Annotated in this window: 19 protein-coding genes; 5 read left to right on the forward strand and 14 right to left on the reverse strand. The window is 55.6% G+C overall.

Features of this window, described 5'->3' with window-relative positions; all coding sequences use genetic code 11:
* Nucleotides 1-18: 18 nt before the first annotated feature.
* Both ACT3T6_RS07865 and ACT3T6_RS07870 read right to left on the reverse strand, forming a co-directional pair.
* Complete coding sequence (locus ACT3T6_RS07865; RefSeq protein WP_193053848.1) at nucleotides 19-672, reverse strand: NUDIX domain-containing protein; 654 nt, start codon at nucleotides 670-672, stop codon at nucleotides 19-21.
* 75 nt (nucleotides 673-747) lie between these two features.
* Nucleotides 748-1392: a hypothetical protein gene (locus ACT3T6_RS07870; RefSeq protein WP_193053849.1), complete on the reverse strand. Its 645-nt coding sequence runs from the start codon at nucleotides 1390-1392 to the stop codon at nucleotides 748-750.
* A gap of 196 nt (nucleotides 1393-1588) precedes the next feature.
* Between ACT3T6_RS07870 and greB the strand changes: the two genes are divergently transcribed.
* Nucleotides 1589-2122, forward strand: a complete 534-nt coding sequence (gene greB, locus ACT3T6_RS07875; RefSeq protein ID WP_172116247.1) for a transcription elongation factor GreB — start codon at nucleotides 1589-1591, stop codon at nucleotides 2120-2122.
* A gap of 13 nt (nucleotides 2123-2135) precedes the next feature.
* On the opposite strand, the gene ACT3T6_RS07880 is transcribed toward greB, so the two are convergent.
* The 4 genes from ACT3T6_RS07880 to ACT3T6_RS07895 form a co-directional block, all read right to left on the reverse strand.
* Nucleotides 2136-2864 (reverse strand): SIMPL domain-containing protein, encoded by a 729-nt coding sequence (locus ACT3T6_RS07880; protein ID WP_192526282.1) that lies wholly within the window; start codon nucleotides 2862-2864, stop codon nucleotides 2136-2138.
* A 109-nt stretch (nucleotides 2865-2973) separates the two neighbouring features.
* Nucleotides 2974-3972: a methyltransferase gene (locus ACT3T6_RS07885; RefSeq protein WP_193053850.1), complete on the reverse strand. Its 999-nt coding sequence runs from the start codon at nucleotides 3970-3972 to the stop codon at nucleotides 2974-2976.
* Nucleotides 3969-4778, reverse strand: coding sequence for a methyltransferase domain-containing protein (locus tag ACT3T6_RS07890; protein WP_193053851.1), 810 nt, complete (start codon nucleotides 4776-4778; stop codon nucleotides 3969-3971). The genes ACT3T6_RS07885 and ACT3T6_RS07890 overlap by 4 nt, the downstream gene beginning before the upstream one ends.
* Before the next feature lie 44 nt (nucleotides 4779-4822).
* Nucleotides 4823-6331: an amidase gene (locus ACT3T6_RS07895; RefSeq protein ID WP_193053852.1), complete on the reverse strand. Its 1509-nt coding sequence runs from the start codon at nucleotides 6329-6331 to the stop codon at nucleotides 4823-4825.
* A gap of 183 nt (nucleotides 6332-6514) precedes the next feature.
* On the opposite strand from ACT3T6_RS07895, the gene ACT3T6_RS07900 reads away from it, so the two are divergent.
* Genes ACT3T6_RS07900 through ACT3T6_RS07915 form a run of 4 tightly spaced genes read left to right on the forward strand, consistent with a single transcriptional unit; the run spans nucleotide 6515 to nucleotide 10232 of the window.
* Nucleotides 6515-7525 carry a LacI family DNA-binding transcriptional regulator gene (locus ACT3T6_RS07900; protein ID WP_193053853.1) on the forward strand — a complete coding sequence of 337 codons (1011 nt, stop codon included), beginning with the start codon at nucleotides 6515-6517 and terminating at the stop codon, nucleotides 7523-7525.
* 36 nt (nucleotides 7526-7561) lie between these two features.
* Nucleotides 7562-8530 (forward strand): sugar kinase, encoded by a 969-nt coding sequence (locus tag ACT3T6_RS07905; protein ID WP_193053854.1) that lies wholly within the window; start codon nucleotides 7562-7564, stop codon nucleotides 8528-8530.
* Between the two features lie 35 nt (nucleotides 8531-8565).
* A complete protein-coding gene (locus ACT3T6_RS07910; RefSeq protein WP_193053855.1) occupies nucleotides 8566-9540 on the forward strand; it encodes a 2-hydroxyacid dehydrogenase in 975 nt (324 codons plus the stop codon).
* The gene (locus tag ACT3T6_RS07915; RefSeq protein ID WP_226911979.1) at nucleotides 9537-10232 is read left to right on the forward strand and encodes an HAD family hydrolase; all 696 of its coding nucleotides are present in this window, start codon (nucleotides 9537-9539) and stop codon (nucleotides 10230-10232) included. Before ACT3T6_RS07910 ends, ACT3T6_RS07915 begins: the two co-directional genes overlap by 4 nt.
* A 117-nt stretch (nucleotides 10233-10349) precedes the next feature.
* On the opposite strand, the gene uxuA is transcribed toward ACT3T6_RS07915, so the two are convergent.
* From uxuA to ACT3T6_RS07955, 8 genes are all read right to left on the reverse strand, one after another.
* Nucleotides 10350-11525 (reverse strand): mannonate dehydratase, encoded by a 1176-nt coding sequence (gene uxuA, locus ACT3T6_RS07920; RefSeq protein ID WP_193053856.1) that lies wholly within the window; start codon nucleotides 11523-11525, stop codon nucleotides 10350-10352.
* Nucleotides 11526-11535: 10 nt separating this feature from the next.
* Nucleotides 11536-13008: a mannitol dehydrogenase family protein gene (locus tag ACT3T6_RS07925; protein WP_193053857.1), complete on the reverse strand. Its 1473-nt coding sequence runs from the start codon at nucleotides 13006-13008 to the stop codon at nucleotides 11536-11538.
* A gap of 2 nt (nucleotides 13009-13010) precedes the next feature.
* The gene (locus tag ACT3T6_RS07930) at nucleotides 13011-14294 is read right to left on the reverse strand and encodes a TRAP transporter large permease (protein ID WP_192526273.1); all 1284 of its coding nucleotides are present in this window, start codon (nucleotides 14292-14294) and stop codon (nucleotides 13011-13013) included.
* 2 nt (nucleotides 14295-14296) lie between these two features.
* Nucleotides 14297-14878, reverse strand: a complete 582-nt coding sequence (locus tag ACT3T6_RS07935; protein ID WP_193053858.1) for a TRAP transporter small permease — start codon at nucleotides 14876-14878, stop codon at nucleotides 14297-14299.
* Between the two features lie 83 nt (nucleotides 14879-14961).
* On the reverse strand, nucleotides 14962-15930 hold the full coding sequence (locus tag ACT3T6_RS07940) for a TRAP transporter substrate-binding protein (protein ID WP_193053859.1): 969 nt from the start codon (nucleotides 15928-15930) through the stop codon (nucleotides 14962-14964).
* 65 nt (nucleotides 15931-15995) lie between these two features.
* Entirely contained in the window at nucleotides 15996-17018 is a 1023-nt protein-coding gene (locus ACT3T6_RS07945) for a Zn-dependent oxidoreductase (protein WP_193053860.1), read from the reverse strand.
* A 30-nt stretch (nucleotides 17019-17048) separates the two neighbouring features.
* Nucleotides 17049-18260: a D-mannonate dehydratase ManD gene (manD, locus tag ACT3T6_RS07950; RefSeq protein WP_192526269.1), complete on the reverse strand. Its 1212-nt coding sequence runs from the start codon at nucleotides 18258-18260 to the stop codon at nucleotides 17049-17051.
* Nucleotides 18257-19003 carry a GntR family transcriptional regulator gene (locus ACT3T6_RS07955; RefSeq protein ID WP_193053861.1) on the reverse strand — a complete coding sequence of 249 codons (747 nt, stop codon included), beginning with the start codon at nucleotides 19001-19003 and terminating at the stop codon, nucleotides 18257-18259. Before ACT3T6_RS07955 ends, manD begins: the two co-directional genes overlap by 4 nt.
* Nucleotides 19004-19076: the final 73 nt, after the last annotated feature.

Here is a 19076-nt window from a genome sequence, read left to right on the forward strand (position 1 = left end):
CTCCTCGTGGTTTTCACTTTACGTGAGCGCTCGTTGGGATGCCGCGCGCAACGAAGCACGCTGACCAGCTAGCCAGTGCAATCCAATCAAACACATGGCGTTGTCGAGTCTTCCCTGTATCAAGAGTTCCCACGCGGTCGGAAAAGACACCACGTGAACACGAATATCTTCATGCTCCTCATCAAGGCCATGAATACCGCCCATACCTTGAGTATCAACCAGCCCACAAAAAAGCGTTACGCGTTCGTTGCACGCGCCAGGGCTTGGGTAGTACGTATGCATTAGCGTTAACGGGCCTACCACGCAGCCCGACTCTTCCAGCGCTTCGCGCCGGGCAACCTCTTCGAGTGATTCATCTTGTTCAACCAACCCTGCAACCAGCTCTAGCTTCCAGGGCGAAACGGGATCATCGAAAGCGCCAGCACGAAACTGCTCCACCAGCACAAGCGCATCCCGTGCAGGGTCGTAAAGCAATACGCCTACCGCATCGCGACGGTGGTGCACTTCGCGATGCATGGGCTTGCTCCAACCACCTTCAAAAAGCCGGTGGCGTAGTTCCATGGCTTCCAAGCGAAAAAAGCCCTGATGAAGCGTTTTACGCTCAATCAGCTCTATATCGTCACGGCCAAAAGGCGGTGTTTCTAATGATGAAGTTTTAGCATTGAATGCCATGCGGCACTCCCAGTAATCACAATTACCCCATTATCAATGCTTGCTACCGGGAATGCCAACCTGGCCTGGGCGGGGTTACAGACGGTTTAGCATGGCTTGGGCATCGCGGCGTAACGCTTCATCGGAGAGTTCACGCTGCGCTCGTGGAGTACCGTTCACCGCGCGTTCAGCGTGCTCGCGGGCAGCGGCGGTGTCCCCTTCATCAAGCAGGAACGCGGCGTAATAGTAGTTGACGTCGATACCTTCAGGGCGAATCTCAACGGCACGCTGAAACATTTGCTGAGCTTTTTCACTGCTTCCAAAGCTAATTGGGCGCCCAGGTACGTTGTCGTAAAGTGCGCCCAGTGTGACGTAGGCAGAACCGTTTCCTCCTTGCGGATCAAGCGCAATGGCCTGTTCAAGCGCATCACGTGCATCACCAGCAATACCCAACGCGCCTAAACCACCACGTTCACGCGCATAAGAAGCCAGAATAATGCCCTGCCAAATCAGAAGCTCCGGCTGATCCGGGTTTTCGCTGGCCAACGTCGTGACTTCATTGGACAAAACGTCCAACGTGCCTTCACGCTGGTTAGCTGGCAAGTCGCTCACCGTATGTTCCCAACGGTTCTTCAAGGAGAACAGTTCGTTTTCATAGGCCAAAGCCGTTAAGGGTAACAGCATTAGCGTGCTGCCAAGCGCTGCGGTCATTATCAAACGAGAAAACGGTCGTGTGCGCATTATTATCTCCTGAGTTGTTTTTATATCGACATATAGACGCTGCGTTGTTAAGCGCTAATCAGCCTATTCTCACAATGTAACGAACGTTTGATTGATTCGCTAGCCGCGAGTGATGTCGCTGTGCTTTTGTTTACTTTCTCTTTACCCTACAGTCGTCTTTAACCAGCGCTATCTTTAACTAGATGAGAGTCCCTTAATGAAAGGTCGTAACATGACCCGCTGGCGCGATCCGGCAAAAGATCCGCGCCAGGCGCCCAAAAGCAATTTGATTACCGCCGAGGGCGCCGCGCGTTTACGCGGAATTTTGGATCACTTATCCAGAGTCAAACGCCCCGCACTCTCAACAAAAGTAGGCGAAGCCGCTGCGCTTGGCGACCGTAGTGAAAACGCTGATTACACTTACAACAAGAAAGAGCTGAACCGTGTGATTGCGCGGATTCGCTATTTGACCCTACGTCTGGATGAGCTGCAGGTGGTTGATCGACTACCCGCAGACACCAACAAGATATTTTTTGGGGCATTTGTCGAGCTGGAGGATGAAGATGGCGAAGCGCTTAGCATACGGATTGTAGGACACGACGAAATCGATACCCAAAAGCGCTGGATCAGTATTGATGCGCCCATGGCCAAGGCACTTCTCGGCAAAGGGGTCGATGACGATGTAGAAGTGCTTACTCCGAATGGGAAGGTGTTCTACACCGTTACTGCGATCCGCTATGCCTCGCTTTAGTGCATGACGTTTCCTAATCTTTTAAGGCATAGTCGATAGTCGTCACCACTCGGACACGCTTGATATGCGGGGTGTAGCTGTCCAAATCATCAATCGAGAAGTAGCCTTGGGTTGCCTGGCGGATCTGCCCTACCTGACTCCCGGAGTCTTCAGCAAACTGCTGGGCGGCATTACGCGCGTCAGCCGTCGCCTCGGCAATCATCTCAGGCTTGATCGCCTCCAGGCCGGTAAATAGAAACTCGGTTTGGTACTCGTAACTTGGCGAGAGCAAAACCCCTTGACGTACCAGCGACGAGGTCCCTGGCATCGCCTGCATCACGCCCTCTACATCTGGCGAACGCAGCAGTAACGTGGCCTCAGCGCGGTAACGCTCATCAGGGCGCTGCCCGCCATAGAGATTACTAAACTGGTCGGTAATTCTGGGGGGTGTTGTGCTGATATGCCCGGGTTCAAATCCCTGAGACTCCAAAAAGCGACGAATCGCCTGGTCATTATTGGAAAGCTGCTGCTCCAGGTCGCTTAAGCTATTAGCGCTCACGCTGTAGTTAAACGGCCATAGCACCAAGTCGGCCGCCACCTCGCGCTCGGCCAAACCACGCACGGTGACATTGCGCGAAGACTGCTGCCACACGTCGGCCGCCTGCTTGATATAGCTGCCACCTCCTACCAACCCCAGCGCCAGCAATCCACCTAGCACAACTGCACTTCCCAATATCACGATGCTTCTACTGCTTTTAACCATCGTCGCTACCTCGCACAACGTTCATTAAAGTGCCCAATGCCTATCAGCATCATAGCCGTGAAATGGGGATGCGTCGGTAGTTGAATATGGTTAGTGTGAGGAAATAGTGTCAGCTACGCTGGCTACGGTAGACCCGAAACCGCCGATTATCAGCAAGCGTTTCAAAGCTGCCAAAAGCCTCGGTGAGAAGGTCCGGATAAGGCAAGAACACATTGGCGACGATGATGAGACGCCCACGGTTAGCAAGATGCTTAGGCGCTTGGCGAATCAAGCGTTGGCTGGGCCCGTAGCTTACGTCTCGCTCTTGATGAAACGGCGGGTTACTAATAATAAAATCGTAGGTTTCGCTTTCCAATGCGCTATACACATCGCTTTGCAAAGCGTGCCCATTAACCTGATTAGCCTCTAGCGTGCGATGCGTTGCCTCTACAGCAAAAGCGCTGACATCCACGGCGGTTACCGCATGACCCCGCTTGGCAAGCCAGGCGCTAATAATGCCATCGCCACAGCCCATATCGAGAATACGTTGAGGCGCTTTAGGCAGCTCTTTTTCCAGACTGTCCAATAGTAGCAGCGTGCCTTCATCTACCTTGCCATGACCAAAAACGCCGGGATGGCTAACCAGCGTTAAGCCCAAAGCATCAAAGCGCTGCCAAGCGTCTTCCAGGGTATTCTCAAGCGCGATGGTGCGTGTGGCAAAGAGTGAACAGCGCCGCGCGTTATCGCGCTTGTCACAAATCATCCCCCGCTCTGCGAGTACGTTAGGCACACGTTTCACGCCACCACTGTGCTCACCGACAATCTCAATGGCCGTGCCCATGGGTAGCACGCTGCATAGCCACTCAAGCCACCAAATGCCTAGCTGATGCGCTTTAGGCCAGAACAACACTATCTCGCCGTGGGTAACGGCATTTTCAGGCAGCGCGAAGGGGCTAAACGCTCCCTTATCGGCAGCTTGCCACTCGCTTAGCACACCAAGATCCCCACTGATAACGCCTGCGGATTGCGCGATTAACCAGGCATCAACCGGTGGCGCTACGACCATAAGTGCCGTGTAGTCATCCTGTTGACGTTCCAGCAGCTGGCAGGCAGGTGATTGGGCACTCATTGGGAAGTCTCCGGTTTAATCAACGTGTAGAGTAAATAACGACCCAGCCGCCAGTGCGGGTCTTGTTGGCAATACTTCTTTTCGAGCGCCAGCAGCGTTTCACGCTCTTTGTCGCTGGCGGGTGGCAGGCGTAGGTAATCCTGAAACACACGGATACCCGCAACGCTTGCCACTTCAAGACTGTTTTCCGCTCCCCACTCAACTACCTCAGCATGGGTGACCGGCGAAATAGGCGTTAAGCGCTGCCGCTTGCCCATGCCTTCCAAACGATCACTTAGCGCCTTTTCCAGATTGCCTTTCACCGCGTTGGAAAAGCGCAGCGCATCGCGGTTAAACACCATCAGGCTCAACTGCCCGCCGGGCGCGAGCAGGCTTGCCAGGCTAGCCATCGCTGAGCGCGGGTCACCCAACCACTCAAGCACCGCATGGCAGGTAATCAATGGCCAAGGGCCCGGCGCTTGCTGGCGTAAATCCTGAAGCGGGGCATGCACGTAGGCCATCGCCTCGCCAGGCAGCCGTTTAGCTTCACTGTGCCAATGCTTGGCATACGTAAGCATATCCAGCGAGGGCTCGGCCATGGTGACCGGGTGCTGGCGTTCGGCAAACCACGCCGCCTGCTGACCTAACCCGCCGCCGACATCCAGTACGGGCTGCTGAGTTAGTTCAAGCATTTGCGGCAGCAAGTAATCCAGCATCGCCAAGCGCAGCTCGCCGCGAGGCGCCTGGTAAAGCGAGCGTGAAAACTTGTCGACCAGACCGTCAAAGTAGCGGTCTCCAGCGTCGTTTAATTCATAGGTTGGATGCATGCATAAGGCCAAGCGGCATAGTAAAGCCGCGTAGTTTACCCTGCCTAAGAGCGGAACGCTTGCAGCGGTAATTGATGCTGCCAGGCATCGTGCCGTTCCAATGCCGCAGCTAGCTGTAAGAGCTGTTTATCTTCACCAAACCGCCCGACTATTTGCACGCCTACCGGTAGACCATTGACGGCCATATGCAAAGGCACTGACATGGCGGGCTGGCCGGTCAGATTGGCTAATTGGGTGAACGGCGTGCGGCCAAGGGCATCCACCGCCAGCCTCTTTAACAAGCCTGCCTTTAGCGCCAGCGATGATGCCCCAGGAATGGCCAGCACAGACATTAAGCGTTCACGTGTCGCGGATGGATAGAGCTCGCCAATTTCAGGGGCGGTATCTGCGGTGACCGGCATCACCAGCGCATCAAAGCGTTGATGAAAACGGCTCATCTGTTCAGCGGCAACGTGCCAATGGCGTTTCGCCAGCTCGTAATCCTGTGCTAATAGTTTGCTTCCTAATCGGCCGATGGCACGTGTAGAGGGTTCAATCGCCAAGCGATGAGTGGGCACACCGGTTTGCTGGCTAATCCAGCGAAGGTCCGCTGCCAAGTGGCCAAGGTAAAGTGTTAAGTAGCTATCTGCCAGGGCTTCACCATCCACCGGCGGATCGCACCACTCCACCTCATGGCCCATTTCCGTTAGCGCAGCAGCGGCTTTATTAACCGCTGTCTTTACTTCCAAGTTTAACTGCGTGCCCAAGCCGCGGCTTAAAGGCTCGCCCAGCGATACCGCAATACGTAATCGCTTAGGCGAGGACGCTAATGCCGTTACGAAGCCGGTTTCAGCGCGCACCGGGTACGGGCCGGAAGGTGCCATACCGTTCACCTTCTCCAACAGCGCCGCACTATCTCGTACACTGCGCGTCAACGCATGCTCAATGACCGCCCCCTGCCACACTTCCCCATGGCTTGGGTCAAGCGGCATCCGCCCACGCGTAGGTTTAAAGCCAAAAAGCCCACAGTAGCTGGCAGGAATACGGATGGAGCCACCACCGTCCCCGGCCAACGCCAACGGCACAATTCCGCTAGCGACTGCCACGGCTGCACCGCCGCTGGAGCCACCGGGTGAATACCCCTTCCGCCACGGATTAACAGGGTGCGGAAAGGCTTTAGGCTCGGTAATTCCCATCAATCCCAATTCAGGCGTGGCTGTTTGCCCAATAACGATCAAGCCCGCCGCTTTTGAGCGCTGGATAATCGGCGAATCCTCTTTAGAGCGCCACTGAGTTAACGCAGTACATCCGGAGGCCAAGGGTTCACCGGCCAACCCCATCAACAGATCTTTACTTAAGGTGGGCACTCCACCAAAGAGCGCGTCATCGGCGATCTCCTCACTCTCACGCCGGGCTTTCTCGAATCGCGTTCTAACGACCGCTTTCAGGGCAGGATTTAACGCTTCAATCGCCTTAAAGGCAGCCTCCAGAACGTCTGCGCGACTCACCTCCCGGCGGCGGATCAGTTCGGCAAGGCCGGTGGCATCATATTGTTGGTACTCGTGAGACTGCATTACGTTCGCCTATTATGCTTTTCTCTACAGCCTAGCAGAGGGCGTCCACTTAATTTTTCTTAACTATATGTTTTCGCTCCCCCCCTCCACTGAGCCTTAAGGCGTATTGCCTTTAACTCCAAAACTCACTATGTTGGAGTCAATTGGGAACGTTCCCATTTTACTGTTTAATGGATAGCCAACATGCCCCCTGCCTCTGTGCGCGCCACACTTATTGAAGTCGCTAAACTGGCGGGCACGTCTAAAACCAGCGTATCGCGCTTTTTCGGCCCGGAGCGCGAACGGCTAACCCCCAGCCTTCAAACCCGCATTGCCAACGCCGCCGCGACGCTGGGCTACCAGCCCAATTTAATGGCACGCGGTCTCAAGGGAGGCGGCTCGCGCCTACTGGGCGTACTGGTGGCCGATATCCGCAATCCGTTTTCAGTGGCAGTTGTCCACGGCATAGAGCAAGCGGCTCGGGCTAACGGTTATTCATTAATCGTTTGCAATACCGATAACGACCCAGAACGAGAACAGCAGCACCTGCGCCTGTTGACGTCGTATCAGGTAGAGGGCTTGATGATTAATGCTACCGGGCAGCCTGAAGCGCAGTTACAGGCACTCATGCATAGCGGTGTCCCCCTCGTGCTACTTGACCGCGAAGTTCACCAACTTGACGTTGATGTGATCGGGCTTGATAACGCGCTAGCGATTGATATGGCACTGAATCATCTCGTGCAACAAGGGTATCGCTCCCTTCTCTATGTCAGTGAGTCGCCTGCACATGCCAGTACCCGCCAGGAACGGCTACAGCGCTTTAACCAGCAAGCAGAGAGCTTAGGGATCAAAAGTCAGACGCTAATACTGGACAATGCAGCACCTCACATTGAAACGTTAGCCAACTTTAACCAGCACACTGCCTCATCACCAGGCGCTGTTTTATGCGCTAACGGTAACGTCACGCTCGCTATGACACGCAGTTTTCAACAGCTGGGCATCCCCTTGGGCCCTACCGGTTTAATGGGAATTGACGAACTGGATTGGTGTGAGCTGATAACGCCAGGCATCACCACCCTGGCCCAGCCTACCGATGATATCGGCCATGCTGCCGTCAGTTGCCTGCTCAACCAGCTTAACGGCTCAGCGCAGGCATCACCCGTACGCTACCGCCATGCGCCGCGTTTACAGATCCGCGGCAGTACAACGCTTTAGCCAAATCCTTAACACCCTTAAAAAGAGAATATCCTGATGGCAAATACAACATTCTCCTCCCCACGGATACTGACTTTTGGCGAAGCCATGGCCATGCTGGTGGCGAATACACCGGGTGATCTAGCAGAAGTCGAAAGCTTTCATCGCCGTTTAGCAGGCGCCGACAATAACGTCGCCATTGGCCTTTCGCGCCTGGGTTTTCACGTTGGCTGGTTGAGCCGAGTGGGTACCGACAGCCAGGGCAGGTTTATTCAGCAGTCTTTAAAAGCTGAAGGAGTTGACGACCGGTATATTCAGCTTGATGAACACCACCCCACCGGGCTGATGTTCAAGGAGCGCGCAGAAAACGGTGCCGACCCACGGGTTGAGTACTTTAGGCGCGGCAGTGCCGCCAGTCACTTAAGCGTTGAAGATGCCGCTTCCATCAATTTTCAGTCGCTCGCCCATCTGCATGCTACCGGTATTACTCCCGCGCTTTCTAAAAGCGCCCTGGAATTAACCCGCCACTTGATGCATCAGGCACGCGAAAACGGCGCTAGCATTTCCTTCGACCCCAATTTACGCCCGTCACTTTGGCCCAGCGAAGCTGTCATGCGTGATACCTTAAATGAGCTGGCAAGTCTGGCTGACTGGGTACTACCAGGACTTTCCGAAGGGCGGCTTTTGACCGGCTGCGAATCGCCCGAAGCGATTGCCGACTTCTACCTTGAGCGCGGTGCCAAGGCCGTTATCATCAAGCTGGGACCAGAGGGCAGCTATTATCGCGGCACGCTGGGAGGCTCTTTGGAAAGCATCAACGTGCCCGGCCAGCCGGTCGCCAACGTTGTTGATACCGTGGGGGCTGGCGATGGCTTCGCGGTCGGTGCGATCAGCGCACTGCTGGATGGCCTAACTGCTCGTGATGCGCTTAAACGTGGCAATCTGGTCGGCGCCCAGGCCGTACAAGTCGTCGGTGATATGGAAGGTTTGCCCACCAGGGACAAGCTGGAACAGCTTGAGCACTAAGGTCACATGTAACGATCACAACACGAGGAGATAGTATGAAAAAAAGTATCATTGTGACAGGACGACTTGGCGATCCACTAAAAGAAACGCTAGCGCAACACTTTGAGCTTATTGAGCACTCAGGGCCACTTGATCCCACTCAGCAAGATGTGCTCGACATGCTATCGAAGGCACACGGCATTATCGGCTCAGGGCTGCCCATTACACCTGAATTACTGGATGCGGCGCCCGCGCTTGAAGTTATTTCGACAATTTCGGTGGGTTACGACAGCATCCCCGTGGATGAGTTAACCAAGCGTGGCATTATGCTGTGCAACACGCCTGATGTGCTCACTGAAACGACCGCTGATACCGGTTTTGCGCTGGTGATGGCCTCAGCACGCCGGGTAACAGAGCTTGCCGAATGGGTAAAAGCGGGCAACTGGAAAGCTAGCCTTGGCCCTGATCACTTTGGTAACGACGTACACGGAAAAACGCTGGGCATGATAGGTTTTGGACGCATCGGCCAAGCGGTTGCCCGGCGCGGTGCACTTGGCTTTGGCATGTCGATTCTCTACTCAAACGCGTCTCCCAAACCTGAACGCGAAGCAGAGCTAGGTGCCAAGCGCTGTGAGCTTAACGAACTATTGGAAAAAGCAGACTTTGTCTGTGTGACCGTCCCGCTAACCGCAGAGACCAAGCACCTAATCGGTGCCGACGAGTTTGCACGCATGAAGTCCTCAGGTATTTTCATCAACATTGCTCGCGGTAAAGTCGTCGATGAATCAGCGCTAATTGACGCACTTGAGAAAGGCACCATTAAAGCAGCGGGTCTGGATGTCTTCGAGCAGGAACCGCTGCCAGCCACCTCCCCTCTACTTAACATGACCAACGTCGTCGCCCTGCCCCATATTGGGTCCGCAACACATGAGACTCGCCAGGCAATGGCTCAGCGCGCCGTGGATAATATTCGCTTGGCCCTACAGGGCAAGCCCCCCATTAACCTGGTTAACGAGGACGTACGCCAATGAGTCCTGCTATGCCCAGAGTAACGCCCAGCGCAACGACCGCCGCTTACTGCCTACTGTTTGACAGCGATGGCACGCTGGTAGACAGCGAAGTACTCCTTGCAGAGGTAATGGGCGACATTCTTCCGGAGTTCGGCCTACCGTTCTCTGCGCGTCAGTATATGGAAGAGTTTCGTGGAGTACGCTTTCACACGATAGTCAATACGTTAGAAGCGCGCTTTCAGCCCCTCACAGAAGACCAGGCGGCGACGCTTGAAGCCGGTATGCGGACACGCATGGAAGCCCGCATGCGGGCAGAGCTTGAACCCATCGCTGGCATTCCAGATGCGCTTGATCAATTAAGCAGCTACGCCAAAGCCGTGGTATCTAACGGCCCCGAGCGCAAGATCCGCTGTGCCATGGAAAGCACTGGTTTAGGCCACCATTTTAAAGGGAATTTATTCAGTGCTTATACCCTGAATGTCTGGAAACCCGACCCCGAGCTTTACCGCAAGGCGGCGGCGGCAATGGGCTACGCGCCCGAGCAGTGCATTGTGATCGACGATGCGGCCGTAGGCGTAGAAGCCGGGTTGGCTGCAGGTATGCACGTTATCCATATTAACCACTTTCCTGATGAAGAGAGCACGCCCGAAGGCGCCGTTAGCATTCAGCATGCCAATGAATTGCCTAGCGTGATTGCCCGTTTAGTCGCTTAGATAATTACCGACACACGAGTGCACCGACAAAAAGAACCCCACGGCTGCTTAAGCAGTGAGGTTCTTTGAGGTCCCGATTCAGGGTGGGCTACTTTTCAGCACGCTTCAGATAGCTATTTAATCCATCAACTGGCGTACCGCAAGCTCAATACCGCGCAGTTCGGCAAGCCCGCGCATACGGCCATAAAGCGGGTAGCCCGGCGCGGTTTTACGCTGTTGGTCGTCAAGAATATGATGGCCATGATCAGGGCGTAACGGCAAGCGCGCCCCGCCCTCCTTTTCACGGCGACGCTCTTCTTCGACCAGTGCCTGGATAACGCCGACCATATCAACGTTACCTTCCAGGTGAGGTGCTTCGTGGAACGAACGTGGGTCCGCCTCGCGCTTTGTGGCACGCAGGTGGATAAAGTGAATATGCGGGGCAAAGTGGCGAGCCATGGCAACCAGGTCGTTGTCTTCACGAACACCATAAGAGCCGGTGCAAAACGTTAGGCCATTGGCCGGGCTGGGCACATGATCCACCACCCACTGTGCATCCTCATGAGTTGACACCACTCGCGGCAAGCCCAGAAGCGACCGGGGTGGGTCATCCGGGTGGATCGCCATACGAATGCCGACTTCTTCAGCCACCGGAATAATCGCCTGTAAAAAGCAGCCAAGATTTTCGCGCAGCTTTTGCGCATCAATCTCGGCATACTCCGCCAGTACATCCCGAAACTGTTCCAGCGTATAGTGCTCTTCCGCCCCAGGCAGCCCGGCGATCAGTGTCGTCACCAGCTTGTCGCGGGCGGTCTGATCAAGCGTCTCAAGGTAGCGTTGGGCCATACTCTTATCCGCTTCGCTATACTCAGCCTCGGCCCCTGGCCGCTTAAGAATATAGAGATCAAACGCCGCAAACGCGGTGTGATCAAAGCGCAGCGCCAGCGCACCATCCGGCAGTGCATGGACGAGATCGGTTCGCGTCCAGTCGAGCACCGGCATAAAGTTGTAACAAACGGTGTCGATACCGCAAGCTGCCAAATTACGTAGCGTTTGGCAGTACGTAGCAATCAACGCATCGCGCTCGGGCAGGCCCTGCTTTATCGCTTCATGGACCGGCACACTCTCAACCACCGACCAGCGAAGCCCGGCGGTCTCAATCAGGTTCTTGCGCGCTTGAATAGCCTCGACCGGCCACACTTGGTGATTAGGTATTTCATGCAGTGCCGTCACAATGCCGGTCGCACCGGCCTGGCGAATTTCTTCAAGACGTATCGCATCGTTAGGGCCGAACCAGCGCCAGGTATGCTCCATAAATAACTCCCTATCCTTCGATGCCTAGCGCTGCTAACGCGGCATTTAACCCATCTTGCGTTAAGGCGCGATAGGCCGCTACTACGTCGTCGACAAACGGCTGATGTGTTGCCAACGCGGGCGGTACCACTTCGTCCATGGCTAAAAATGCGTTTACCAACGCGACCGGCTGGCCACCGTGAGTCTGATGTAGCTCAGCAAACTGCTTTGCCATGGGATCATCAACGGTATAAAGCTTGCCGTTTAGCTCTTGGCCATCGGTATAACGAATCCACCCAGCCATTCCTAATGCAGTGCAAGGCGATGCCTGACCCACTTGAATACGCTCAAGAGCGCCGCTCAGCCAGCGCTGGGGCAGCTTCTGGCTGCCGTCCATGGCGATCTGCTGCAAACGGTGGCGCAAGCTGTCATTGGTAAAGCGTGAAAGTAGCGAATCAGCGTACGCCGCAAGGTCAGTGCCTTCGGGCATATTAAGCGTCGGTGCGGCTTCTTCCAGCATGTAGCGGCGCAGCAGCGCGCGCAGTGCCGGTTGGTTGATGCCGTCATACACCGTTTCAACACCTTCCAAAGCACCCAGATAGGCCAGCAGAGAATGGCTACCGTTCAACATTCGCAGCTTCATGGTTTCAAACGGGGCAACATCGGCGACCATTTCTACGCCGTCGGCCTCCCAGCTTGGCCGCCCGGTGGGGAAGTTGTCCTCTACCACCCACTGCGAGAATGCCTCACCCACCACGGCATTAGGATCAGCAACGCCCAAGGTAGCTAAGCGCTCAAAGTCAGCGTCGGTCATCGCTGGCACAATGCGGTCGACCATGGAGCTTGGAAACGCCACTTCCGCATCAATCCACTCGGCAAGTTCAGCACTACGCTGCTGGGCAAGCTTAACCACGGCTTTACGAGTACGCTGACCGTTGTGTGGCATGTTATCGCACGAAAGCACGGTAAACGGTGCCACGCCCGCGGCGTGCCGCCGAGCCAGCGCTTCAACCAGTAAGCCAGGAGCGGTCCGCGGCTCGCCAGGTGAGGCGATATCGCCCGCTACCATGGGGTCATCCAGGCGCAGCTCACCGCTGGCCGGGTTCAGGAAATACCCTTTTTCCGTCACGGTCAGCGTGACAATACGCGTCGCTGGCGCCGCCAGCCGCTCAAGCAGCGCGTCTCTATCCCGCCCCCAGTTGCCCGACGCATCGCGGCCGGAAAACAGCGTTTCTTCAATCACGCCGATCTCGCGTAGCGTCAGCGTCTGGCTGTCGGCATATTCCGCCACCTGATAGTGGTAACCCGCCTTGCGCAGGCTATCTACCAGGTCAACACTCGAGCGTAAATTGGCGCTACATACGCCCCACTCGCCATCGCCTGTGCGCTGGCGATAGCGCTCAAGATAAACCGCTTGGTGAGCACGGTGAAACGCGCCCAAGCCAAGATGGACAATGCTGATATGGCCGGATGGCGGCGCTGCATTAATACGTTTCATGGACATGCCTAGTTACTCCCCATCAGCAGATTAGGCAGCCAGAGTGAAATAGCCGGTACGTAGGTCACCAGCATCAGTACTGCCAGGTTGCATAGCAGGAAAGGGACAATCGCTCGCGCTACCGAAAGCATGGGCAGCTTACCGATGCCAGCGACGACAAACAGACACACCCCGACCGGCGGCGTGGTCAGGCCAATCATCAGGTTAAGCACGGCAATGACGGCAAAGTGCACTGGGTCCACACCCACACCGGTGGCCACGCCTACGAGGGCCGGGAATAGAATGATCAGCGCGGCGATGGTTTCCATGAAGGCGCCGACAAACAGCAGGATCAGGTTGAGAATCAGCAGCACGATCAGCGGGTTTTCACTGATGGAAAGAATCAGCGTGGCGATCATCTGAGGAATCTGCTCGCTGGTCAGAATCCAGCCGAACAGGTTAGCCAGGCCCACCATCAACAAAAGCGCTGACGAGGTCAAAACGGTATCGACCAGAATGCCCGGCAGTTTGCGCCAAGTAAGCCCCTTGTAGACATACATGCCTACCACCAGGGCGTAAAGACTGGCCACAATCGAGGCTTCGGTGGGCGTAAAGAAGCCGCCAATGATGCCGTACAGAATAATCACAGTCATCAACAGCGCCCAGAAGGCTGTTTTCGCTTCGCGCAGAAGCTGCAGGACCGGCACGCGCTTCTCCTTGGGGTAGCCGCGACGAACAGCCAGAATGTACACCGTGACCATCATGGCCAGACCCATTAAAAGGCCAGGCACCGCACCAGCCAAAAACATCCGGCCTACGGAGATACCACTTAATGAGCCTGCAATAATCATCGGCACGCTGGGTGGAATAATCGGCCCTATGGTTGACGAGGCGGCCGTCACCGCGGCGGCAAAGGGCTTGTCATAGCCCGAGCGCGCCATGCCCGGAATCATCACCGAGCCGATACTCGCGGAGTCCGCCACAGCGGTACCGGAAATACCGCCAAAAATCATCGAGCCGCCTACGTTGGCAAGGCCTAGCCCGCCGCGAATATGGCCAAGCAGCGCATTGGAGAAGCGCACGATATGTTCGGTGATATTGCCCACGTTCATCAGATTACCGGCCAGCACAAACCCCGGAATACATAGCAGAACGAAGGTGTCGATACCCGCGTACATACGCTGGGGTACGATGGTGAGCGAAATGCCCTCCAGCAATAGATACGATACAGAGGCGATACCAAGCGCAAACGCAATGGGCATACCCACCACGAGAAGTATCAGAAAAACACTAAACAGAATAATAACTTCCATGCTTACGACTCCTGTTTACGGGTGGCAGAGGGACGACACATTGCGATAATTCCCTCAAGACACCCCAGCACGCTATAAGCCAGGAGTAGCGCAAAGGTGACTACCGTTGAGAAAAAGATATACAGCATGGGAATACGTAGCGTTGGCGAGGTCTGCCAGGTACCGTTCTGGGCATACTGCCAAGCATAGGGCAGCACCAGAAACGCAAATACCCCAATCATCAAGCAGATCAGCGCCTGAAACGCGGCTTTCACGCGTGGGCCAAGCATATGATGGAACAGCTCGACACTGATATTGCGGTGCTGGCGCATCACCACGCCGACCGAGAGCGCCACCATGTAGATAAACAGATAGCGCGAGAGCTCTTCTGTCCAGGCAATGGAGAACGGCAGAAATAGCCGAGAACTCACTTGCAACAACACCGTGCCCGCAATAGCGACCAGTGCAAGCACAGCCAGGGTTAGAAAACAGGTATCCACCCAGTCAATCAAGCGCCCAATAGGACCTTGCAGCCTGGGTACTACCGACATCGAATCCAAACTCTCCAACGCTTCTTGCTCAAGCGCTTTTTGATCCGAGCTCATAAACGTATCCTCATGGGATAAACCACTCTTGCAGATAGACGATGGGCTGGCGCACGGCCAGCCCATCCTCATTACTTACCGACTTACAGGCCTTGAATGGCGTCGAAAATCTCACGCTGTTCAGGAGTCAATGCTTCGAGTACCGCTGGACGGGCCGCTTCAGCGAAGGCATCAACATCCACCTCAACGAACTCCATGCCGCGCTCTTGCAGTGCCTGTTCCAGACGCGTTTGGTCTTCGACAAACAACTCTGACTCATACGCTTGCATGGTCGCTGCAGCATCACGTACCACCTGCTGAAGATCTTCAGGCATGTTTTCCAACTGGTTACGGCCAATCACAACGTAGATCCAACTGCGCACATGACCGGTCATGTTGACGTAGTCCTGCACCTCGTTGAAGCTGGCGCTTTCGATCAGGCTAAGCGGGTTTTCCTGACCTTCCAGCGTGTTCTGTTGAAGTGCGGTGAACACTTCACTGAACGCCATGGGTGTTGGGCGTGCGCCCATCGCCTGCCAGGTATCCACGAAAAGCGGCACGTTAGGTACGCGCAGGCGTAAGTCGTTTAAGTCTTCGGGCGTGCGGATCGGACGGTTGGACGTCAGCTCGCGAGGGCCACGCTCAAACCAGGCCAAGGGCACCAAGTTGGTACGCTCGGTGATCTGCTCTTCAATCTCGGTGCCGATCTCACCATTAACGGCTGCGTGCAGATGCTCGGAGTCGCGGAAGGCATAAGGCACGGCCATCATGGCCGCCTTGGGCGCCCAGTTTTGCAGGCTCTCGCCGGTAATCGTCATGTCCGCTGTGCCCAGCTGAATGCTGTTGATCACATCCATTTCATTACCCAGCTGCTCGCTGGGATAAAGGCGAACTTCAATACGGCCGTCAGAGTTGGCTTCTACTTCTTCCTTGAACTTCTCGGCCGCCTGGTGCCAGATGTTCTGCTCGTTAGCCAAATGGCCAAAACGCAGCGTGTAGTCGGCGGCCAGCGCGGATTGCGCACTGAGAAGAACCGTTCCAAGTACCGCACTGGTTAATAGCTTCTTGATCATTTTTATCGCTCCTGCACTTTGCGTTGTTGGTTGTTAGTGCGTGTGGTTAATGTGAATGGGCGTCGTTAAGCACTGACTTGAATCAGCACTTTACGAGCTTCTTCAGGACGGTGATCAAGCATATCGATAGCACCCGGCATATCGCTCAGCGGTAACCGATGGCTAACCAGCGCCAACGGGTCCAGCTTGCCACTTGCCATTAACGCTAGCACCTCCGGAAACTTACGATTATTAAGCCGTGAGCCGACCAGCGTCAGCTCTTTTTTGATCACTTCAAGCTGCACCAAATCGCTTGGCTGAACGCTGAACCCGAGCAGGCCAATACGGCCCGCGGGCGATGCCAGCCGCAGCATCTGGGGAAGCAGCGCCGGCACACATGCAGCGTCGGCAATCAGCGGTACGCCTTCACCCTGGGTTAGGGCCAGCACCTCTTTTTCGACATCCTGCTCACGGCTGTTGAGAACGTGCGTGGCGCCCAACGCTTTTGCGGCCTCCAGGCGCTCATTGATAACGTCGGTAACGATGATCTCTTCAATACCCAAGGCCCGAGCCATCTGCAGGATCGTCATGCCGATCACGCCTGCGCCCAAAATCAGCAGCCGATCACCGGGGTGCGGCTGCATGCGGTCCAGCACGTTGGCGGCAATGGTGTAGGGCTCTACCAGGGCAGCGGCGTCCAGGCTGATATGCTCCGGCAGCTTGTGCACATTCGCTGCGGGCACCGCCACGAACTCTTCAAAACCGCCGTTACGGTGTACGCCAATGACTTCAAGGGCGCCGCACACGTTGGGGCGGCCAATGCGGCAGGGGTAGCAGGTGCCGCAACTAATAACCGGGTCAACGCAGACGCGATCACCCACCGAAACATCAGCTACGCCTTCGCCAACCGCGTCAATAACGCCCGCAAATTCGTGGCCCGTGATACGTGGAAAGCGCACAAAGGCATTATCGCCGTGGATAATATGCATATCCGAACCGCAGATACCGGCAAACGCTACGCGTACCCGTACTTCACCTGCGGCGGCGGTGGGTACTTCAACATCGGCGACCTGGTAGTCATGGGGCGCCTTGACCTGAAATGCTTTCATGGATGCAAAACTCCTTACCCGTTCGTTAGGTCACCAATGCCAAAGAGTGCCGTCTTCCAACCGGTTAACCGGCAGGCTGGCACGCTTATAGGGGTATTGTTTGGCAAGCTCTTCGTCGATATCCACGCCATGCCCTGGCGTTTCGCCCACGATAAAGTGGCCATCCTCAAAACGGTAATCGTGAGGAAACACCTCGTCAGTCGCGCTGGTATGCGGCATGTACTCCTGAATACCAAAGTTAGGCACCCAGGTATCAAAGTGAATAGCTGACCCCAGGCACACCGGAGAAAGATCGGTCGGCCCGTGGAAACCGGTACGCACGTGGTAAAGACCCGCTAAATCAGCAATACGGCGCACATGAGTGATGCCACCAGCGTGAGTCAACGTGGCACGAATATAGTCGATCCACTGGTTTTCGATCAGCGCTTTGGCGTCATGAATACTATTGAATACCTCACCTACCGCTAGCGGTGTGGTGGTGTGTTGACGTATAAGGCCAAACGCCTCCTGGTTTTCAGCCGGTACGCAGTCCTCAAGCCAGAAAAGATGGTAAGGCTCAACTTCCTTGCCCAAGCGGGCCGCTTCAATGGGTGTTAGGCGGTGGTGAACATCGTGCAAAATATGCAGATCATCACCAAAGCGCTCACGTACAGCGGCAAACAGTTTGGGCACGTGGTTCAAATATTTGCTGGTGCTCCAGACGTGCTCGGCGGGTAAATCGGCATCCGCAGGCTCGTAGGGCTCGCCGTCTTTCTTGGCAACGCCATAAATACTTGCGATACCCGGCACACCGGCCTGCACACGCACGGCTTTATAGCCTTCGTCTACATGGCGGGCGACCTCTTCAAGGCATGAATCGATATCGCGCCCTGTGGCGTGGCCATACACCATTACGCGGTCGCGGCTCTTGCCGCCCAGCAGTTGGTAAAGCGGCATACCCGCGAGTTTCGCTTTGATATCCCAAAGGGCCATGTCGACAGCGGCAATCGCGCTCATGGTAACCGGGCCACGACGCCAGTAAGCGCCACGATACAAGTAGTGCCAAATGTCTTCGATGCGCTGAGGATCACGGCCAATCAAGGCCGGGATTACGTGCTCATCCAAATAGGCGACCACGGCCATTTCCCGACCGTTTAGCGTGGCATCTCCGATACCGTAGGTCCCCTGGTCGGTAACGATTTTCAAGGTAACGAAGTTGCGCCCCGGCGAGGTGACAATGGTATAGGCGTGTTCGATTTTCATGGGGTTGCCTCCTCAATGAGGGATACCGTTTCCTGAGTATCGAACATCTCGGGAAACCGCTGTACTAGATCGGGAAGTGAAACAAAAATTTCACGCAAATGGCGCCGCATGGATTGCTCAGCCATTGCTATATCGCGGTCTTCAATGGCGGCCACAATATGGGCGTGCTGATCAATCAAACGGGCGATGGGGGTGGTATCGGGGACGCTCAAGTAGCGTACGCGATCCATCTGAGCTCTTACCTCTTCAATGACTTTCCAAGCGGCCTGCTGCCCAACGGCTAGCGACAATGTCTTGTGAAAGCGCTCATCCAGCCGGTAGAAACGAATGGTGTCGTGCGGCTCAATACAGCGGCGCTGGCGCTCCAGCAAGTCGTGTAACTCGGTGAGCACTTCGTCGGGAAGCCCTTTGACCGTTGCCTGACGCACTACCGCTACCTCAACCGCCTCACGTACAAAGCGCGCTTCAAGCACTGCTCGCTGAGATATTCTGACCACATAAGTACCACGCTGTGGCCGGACTTCGACGAGCCCTGTTTCAGAAAGGCGGATAAAGGCCTCGCGCACCGGCTGACGGCTGACCGAAAAAGCGTCCGCCACTTCTTTTTCAGACAGCGCTCGGCCAGGTTCCAACACCATTTGAATAATCGACTGGCGCAGTACCTGGTAAAGACGCTGACGCACCGACTCGGTCTCCGACGTCTCCTGCCATAGCGCTTGTAGCGTAGTGTTTGTATCACTCATCTGCCGCCGCCTGGGTAAAGGGGCATGACGCCCTTATCTGATACAACTAGTATGGTAGTATGGCGAGACAAAC

Origin of the sequence: Halomonas sp. 72 (assembly GCF_052379785.1) — a bacterium.
Lineage (GTDB): Bacteria > Pseudomonadota > Gammaproteobacteria > Pseudomonadales > Halomonadaceae > Vreelandella > Vreelandella citrativorans.

What these genes read in the sequence shown, in the direction of transcription:
- ACT3T6_RS07915 (WP_226911979.1), top strand. Translation starts at nt 9,537, where the DNA reads ATGAGTCCTGCTATGCCCAGAGTAACGCCCAGCGCAACGACCGCCGCT.
- ACT3T6_RS07890 (WP_193053851.1), bottom strand. Translation starts at nt 4,778, where the DNA reads ATGCATCCAACCTATGAATTAAACGACGCTGGAGACCGCTACTTTGAC.
- ACT3T6_RS07895 (WP_193053852.1), bottom strand. Translation starts at nt 6,331, where the DNA reads ATGCAGTCTCACGAGTACCAACAATATGATGCCACCGGCCTTGCCGAA.
- ACT3T6_RS07940 (WP_193053859.1), bottom strand. Translation starts at nt 15,930, where the DNA reads ATGATCAAGAAGCTATTAACCAGTGCGGTACTTGGAACGGTTCTTCTC.
- uxuA (WP_193053856.1), bottom strand. Translation starts at nt 11,525, where the DNA reads ATGGAGCATACCTGGCGCTGGTTCGGCCCTAACGATGCGATACGTCTT.
- ACT3T6_RS07900 (WP_193053853.1), top strand. Translation starts at nt 6,515, where the DNA reads ATGCCCCCTGCCTCTGTGCGCGCCACACTTATTGAAGTCGCTAAACTG.
- manD (WP_192526269.1), bottom strand. Translation starts at nt 18,260, where the DNA reads ATGAAAATCGAACACGCCTATACCATTGTCACCTCGCCGGGGCGCAAC.
- ACT3T6_RS07865 (WP_193053848.1), bottom strand. Translation starts at nt 672, where the DNA reads ATGGCATTCAATGCTAAAACTTCATCATTAGAAACACCGCCTTTTGGC.
- ACT3T6_RS07885 (WP_193053850.1), bottom strand. Translation starts at nt 3,972, where the DNA reads ATGAGTGCCCAATCACCTGCCTGCCAGCTGCTGGAACGTCAACAGGAT.
- ACT3T6_RS07880 (WP_192526282.1), bottom strand. Translation starts at nt 2,864, where the DNA reads ATGGTTAAAAGCAGTAGAAGCATCGTGATATTGGGAAGTGCAGTTGTG.
- ACT3T6_RS07955 (WP_193053861.1), bottom strand. Translation starts at nt 19,003, where the DNA reads ATGAGTGATACAAACACTACGCTACAAGCGCTATGGCAGGAGACGTCG.
- ACT3T6_RS07910 (WP_193053855.1), top strand. Translation starts at nt 8,566, where the DNA reads ATGAAAAAAAGTATCATTGTGACAGGACGACTTGGCGATCCACTAAAA.
- ACT3T6_RS07925 (WP_193053857.1), bottom strand. Translation starts at nt 13,008, where the DNA reads ATGTCCATGAAACGTATTAATGCAGCGCCGCCATCCGGCCATATCAGC.
- ACT3T6_RS07930 (WP_192526273.1), bottom strand. Translation starts at nt 14,294, where the DNA reads ATGGAAGTTATTATTCTGTTTAGTGTTTTTCTGATACTTCTCGTGGTG.
- ACT3T6_RS07945 (WP_193053860.1), bottom strand. Translation starts at nt 17,018, where the DNA reads ATGAAAGCATTTCAGGTCAAGGCGCCCCATGACTACCAGGTCGCCGAT.
- greB (WP_172116247.1), top strand. Translation starts at nt 1,589, where the DNA reads ATGAAAGGTCGTAACATGACCCGCTGGCGCGATCCGGCAAAAGATCCG.
- ACT3T6_RS07870 (WP_193053849.1), bottom strand. Translation starts at nt 1,392, where the DNA reads ATGCGCACACGACCGTTTTCTCGTTTGATAATGACCGCAGCGCTTGGC.
- ACT3T6_RS07905 (WP_193053854.1), top strand. Translation starts at nt 7,562, where the DNA reads ATGGCAAATACAACATTCTCCTCCCCACGGATACTGACTTTTGGCGAA.
- ACT3T6_RS07935 (WP_193053858.1), bottom strand. Translation starts at nt 14,878, where the DNA reads ATGAGCTCGGATCAAAAAGCGCTTGAGCAAGAAGCGTTGGAGAGTTTG.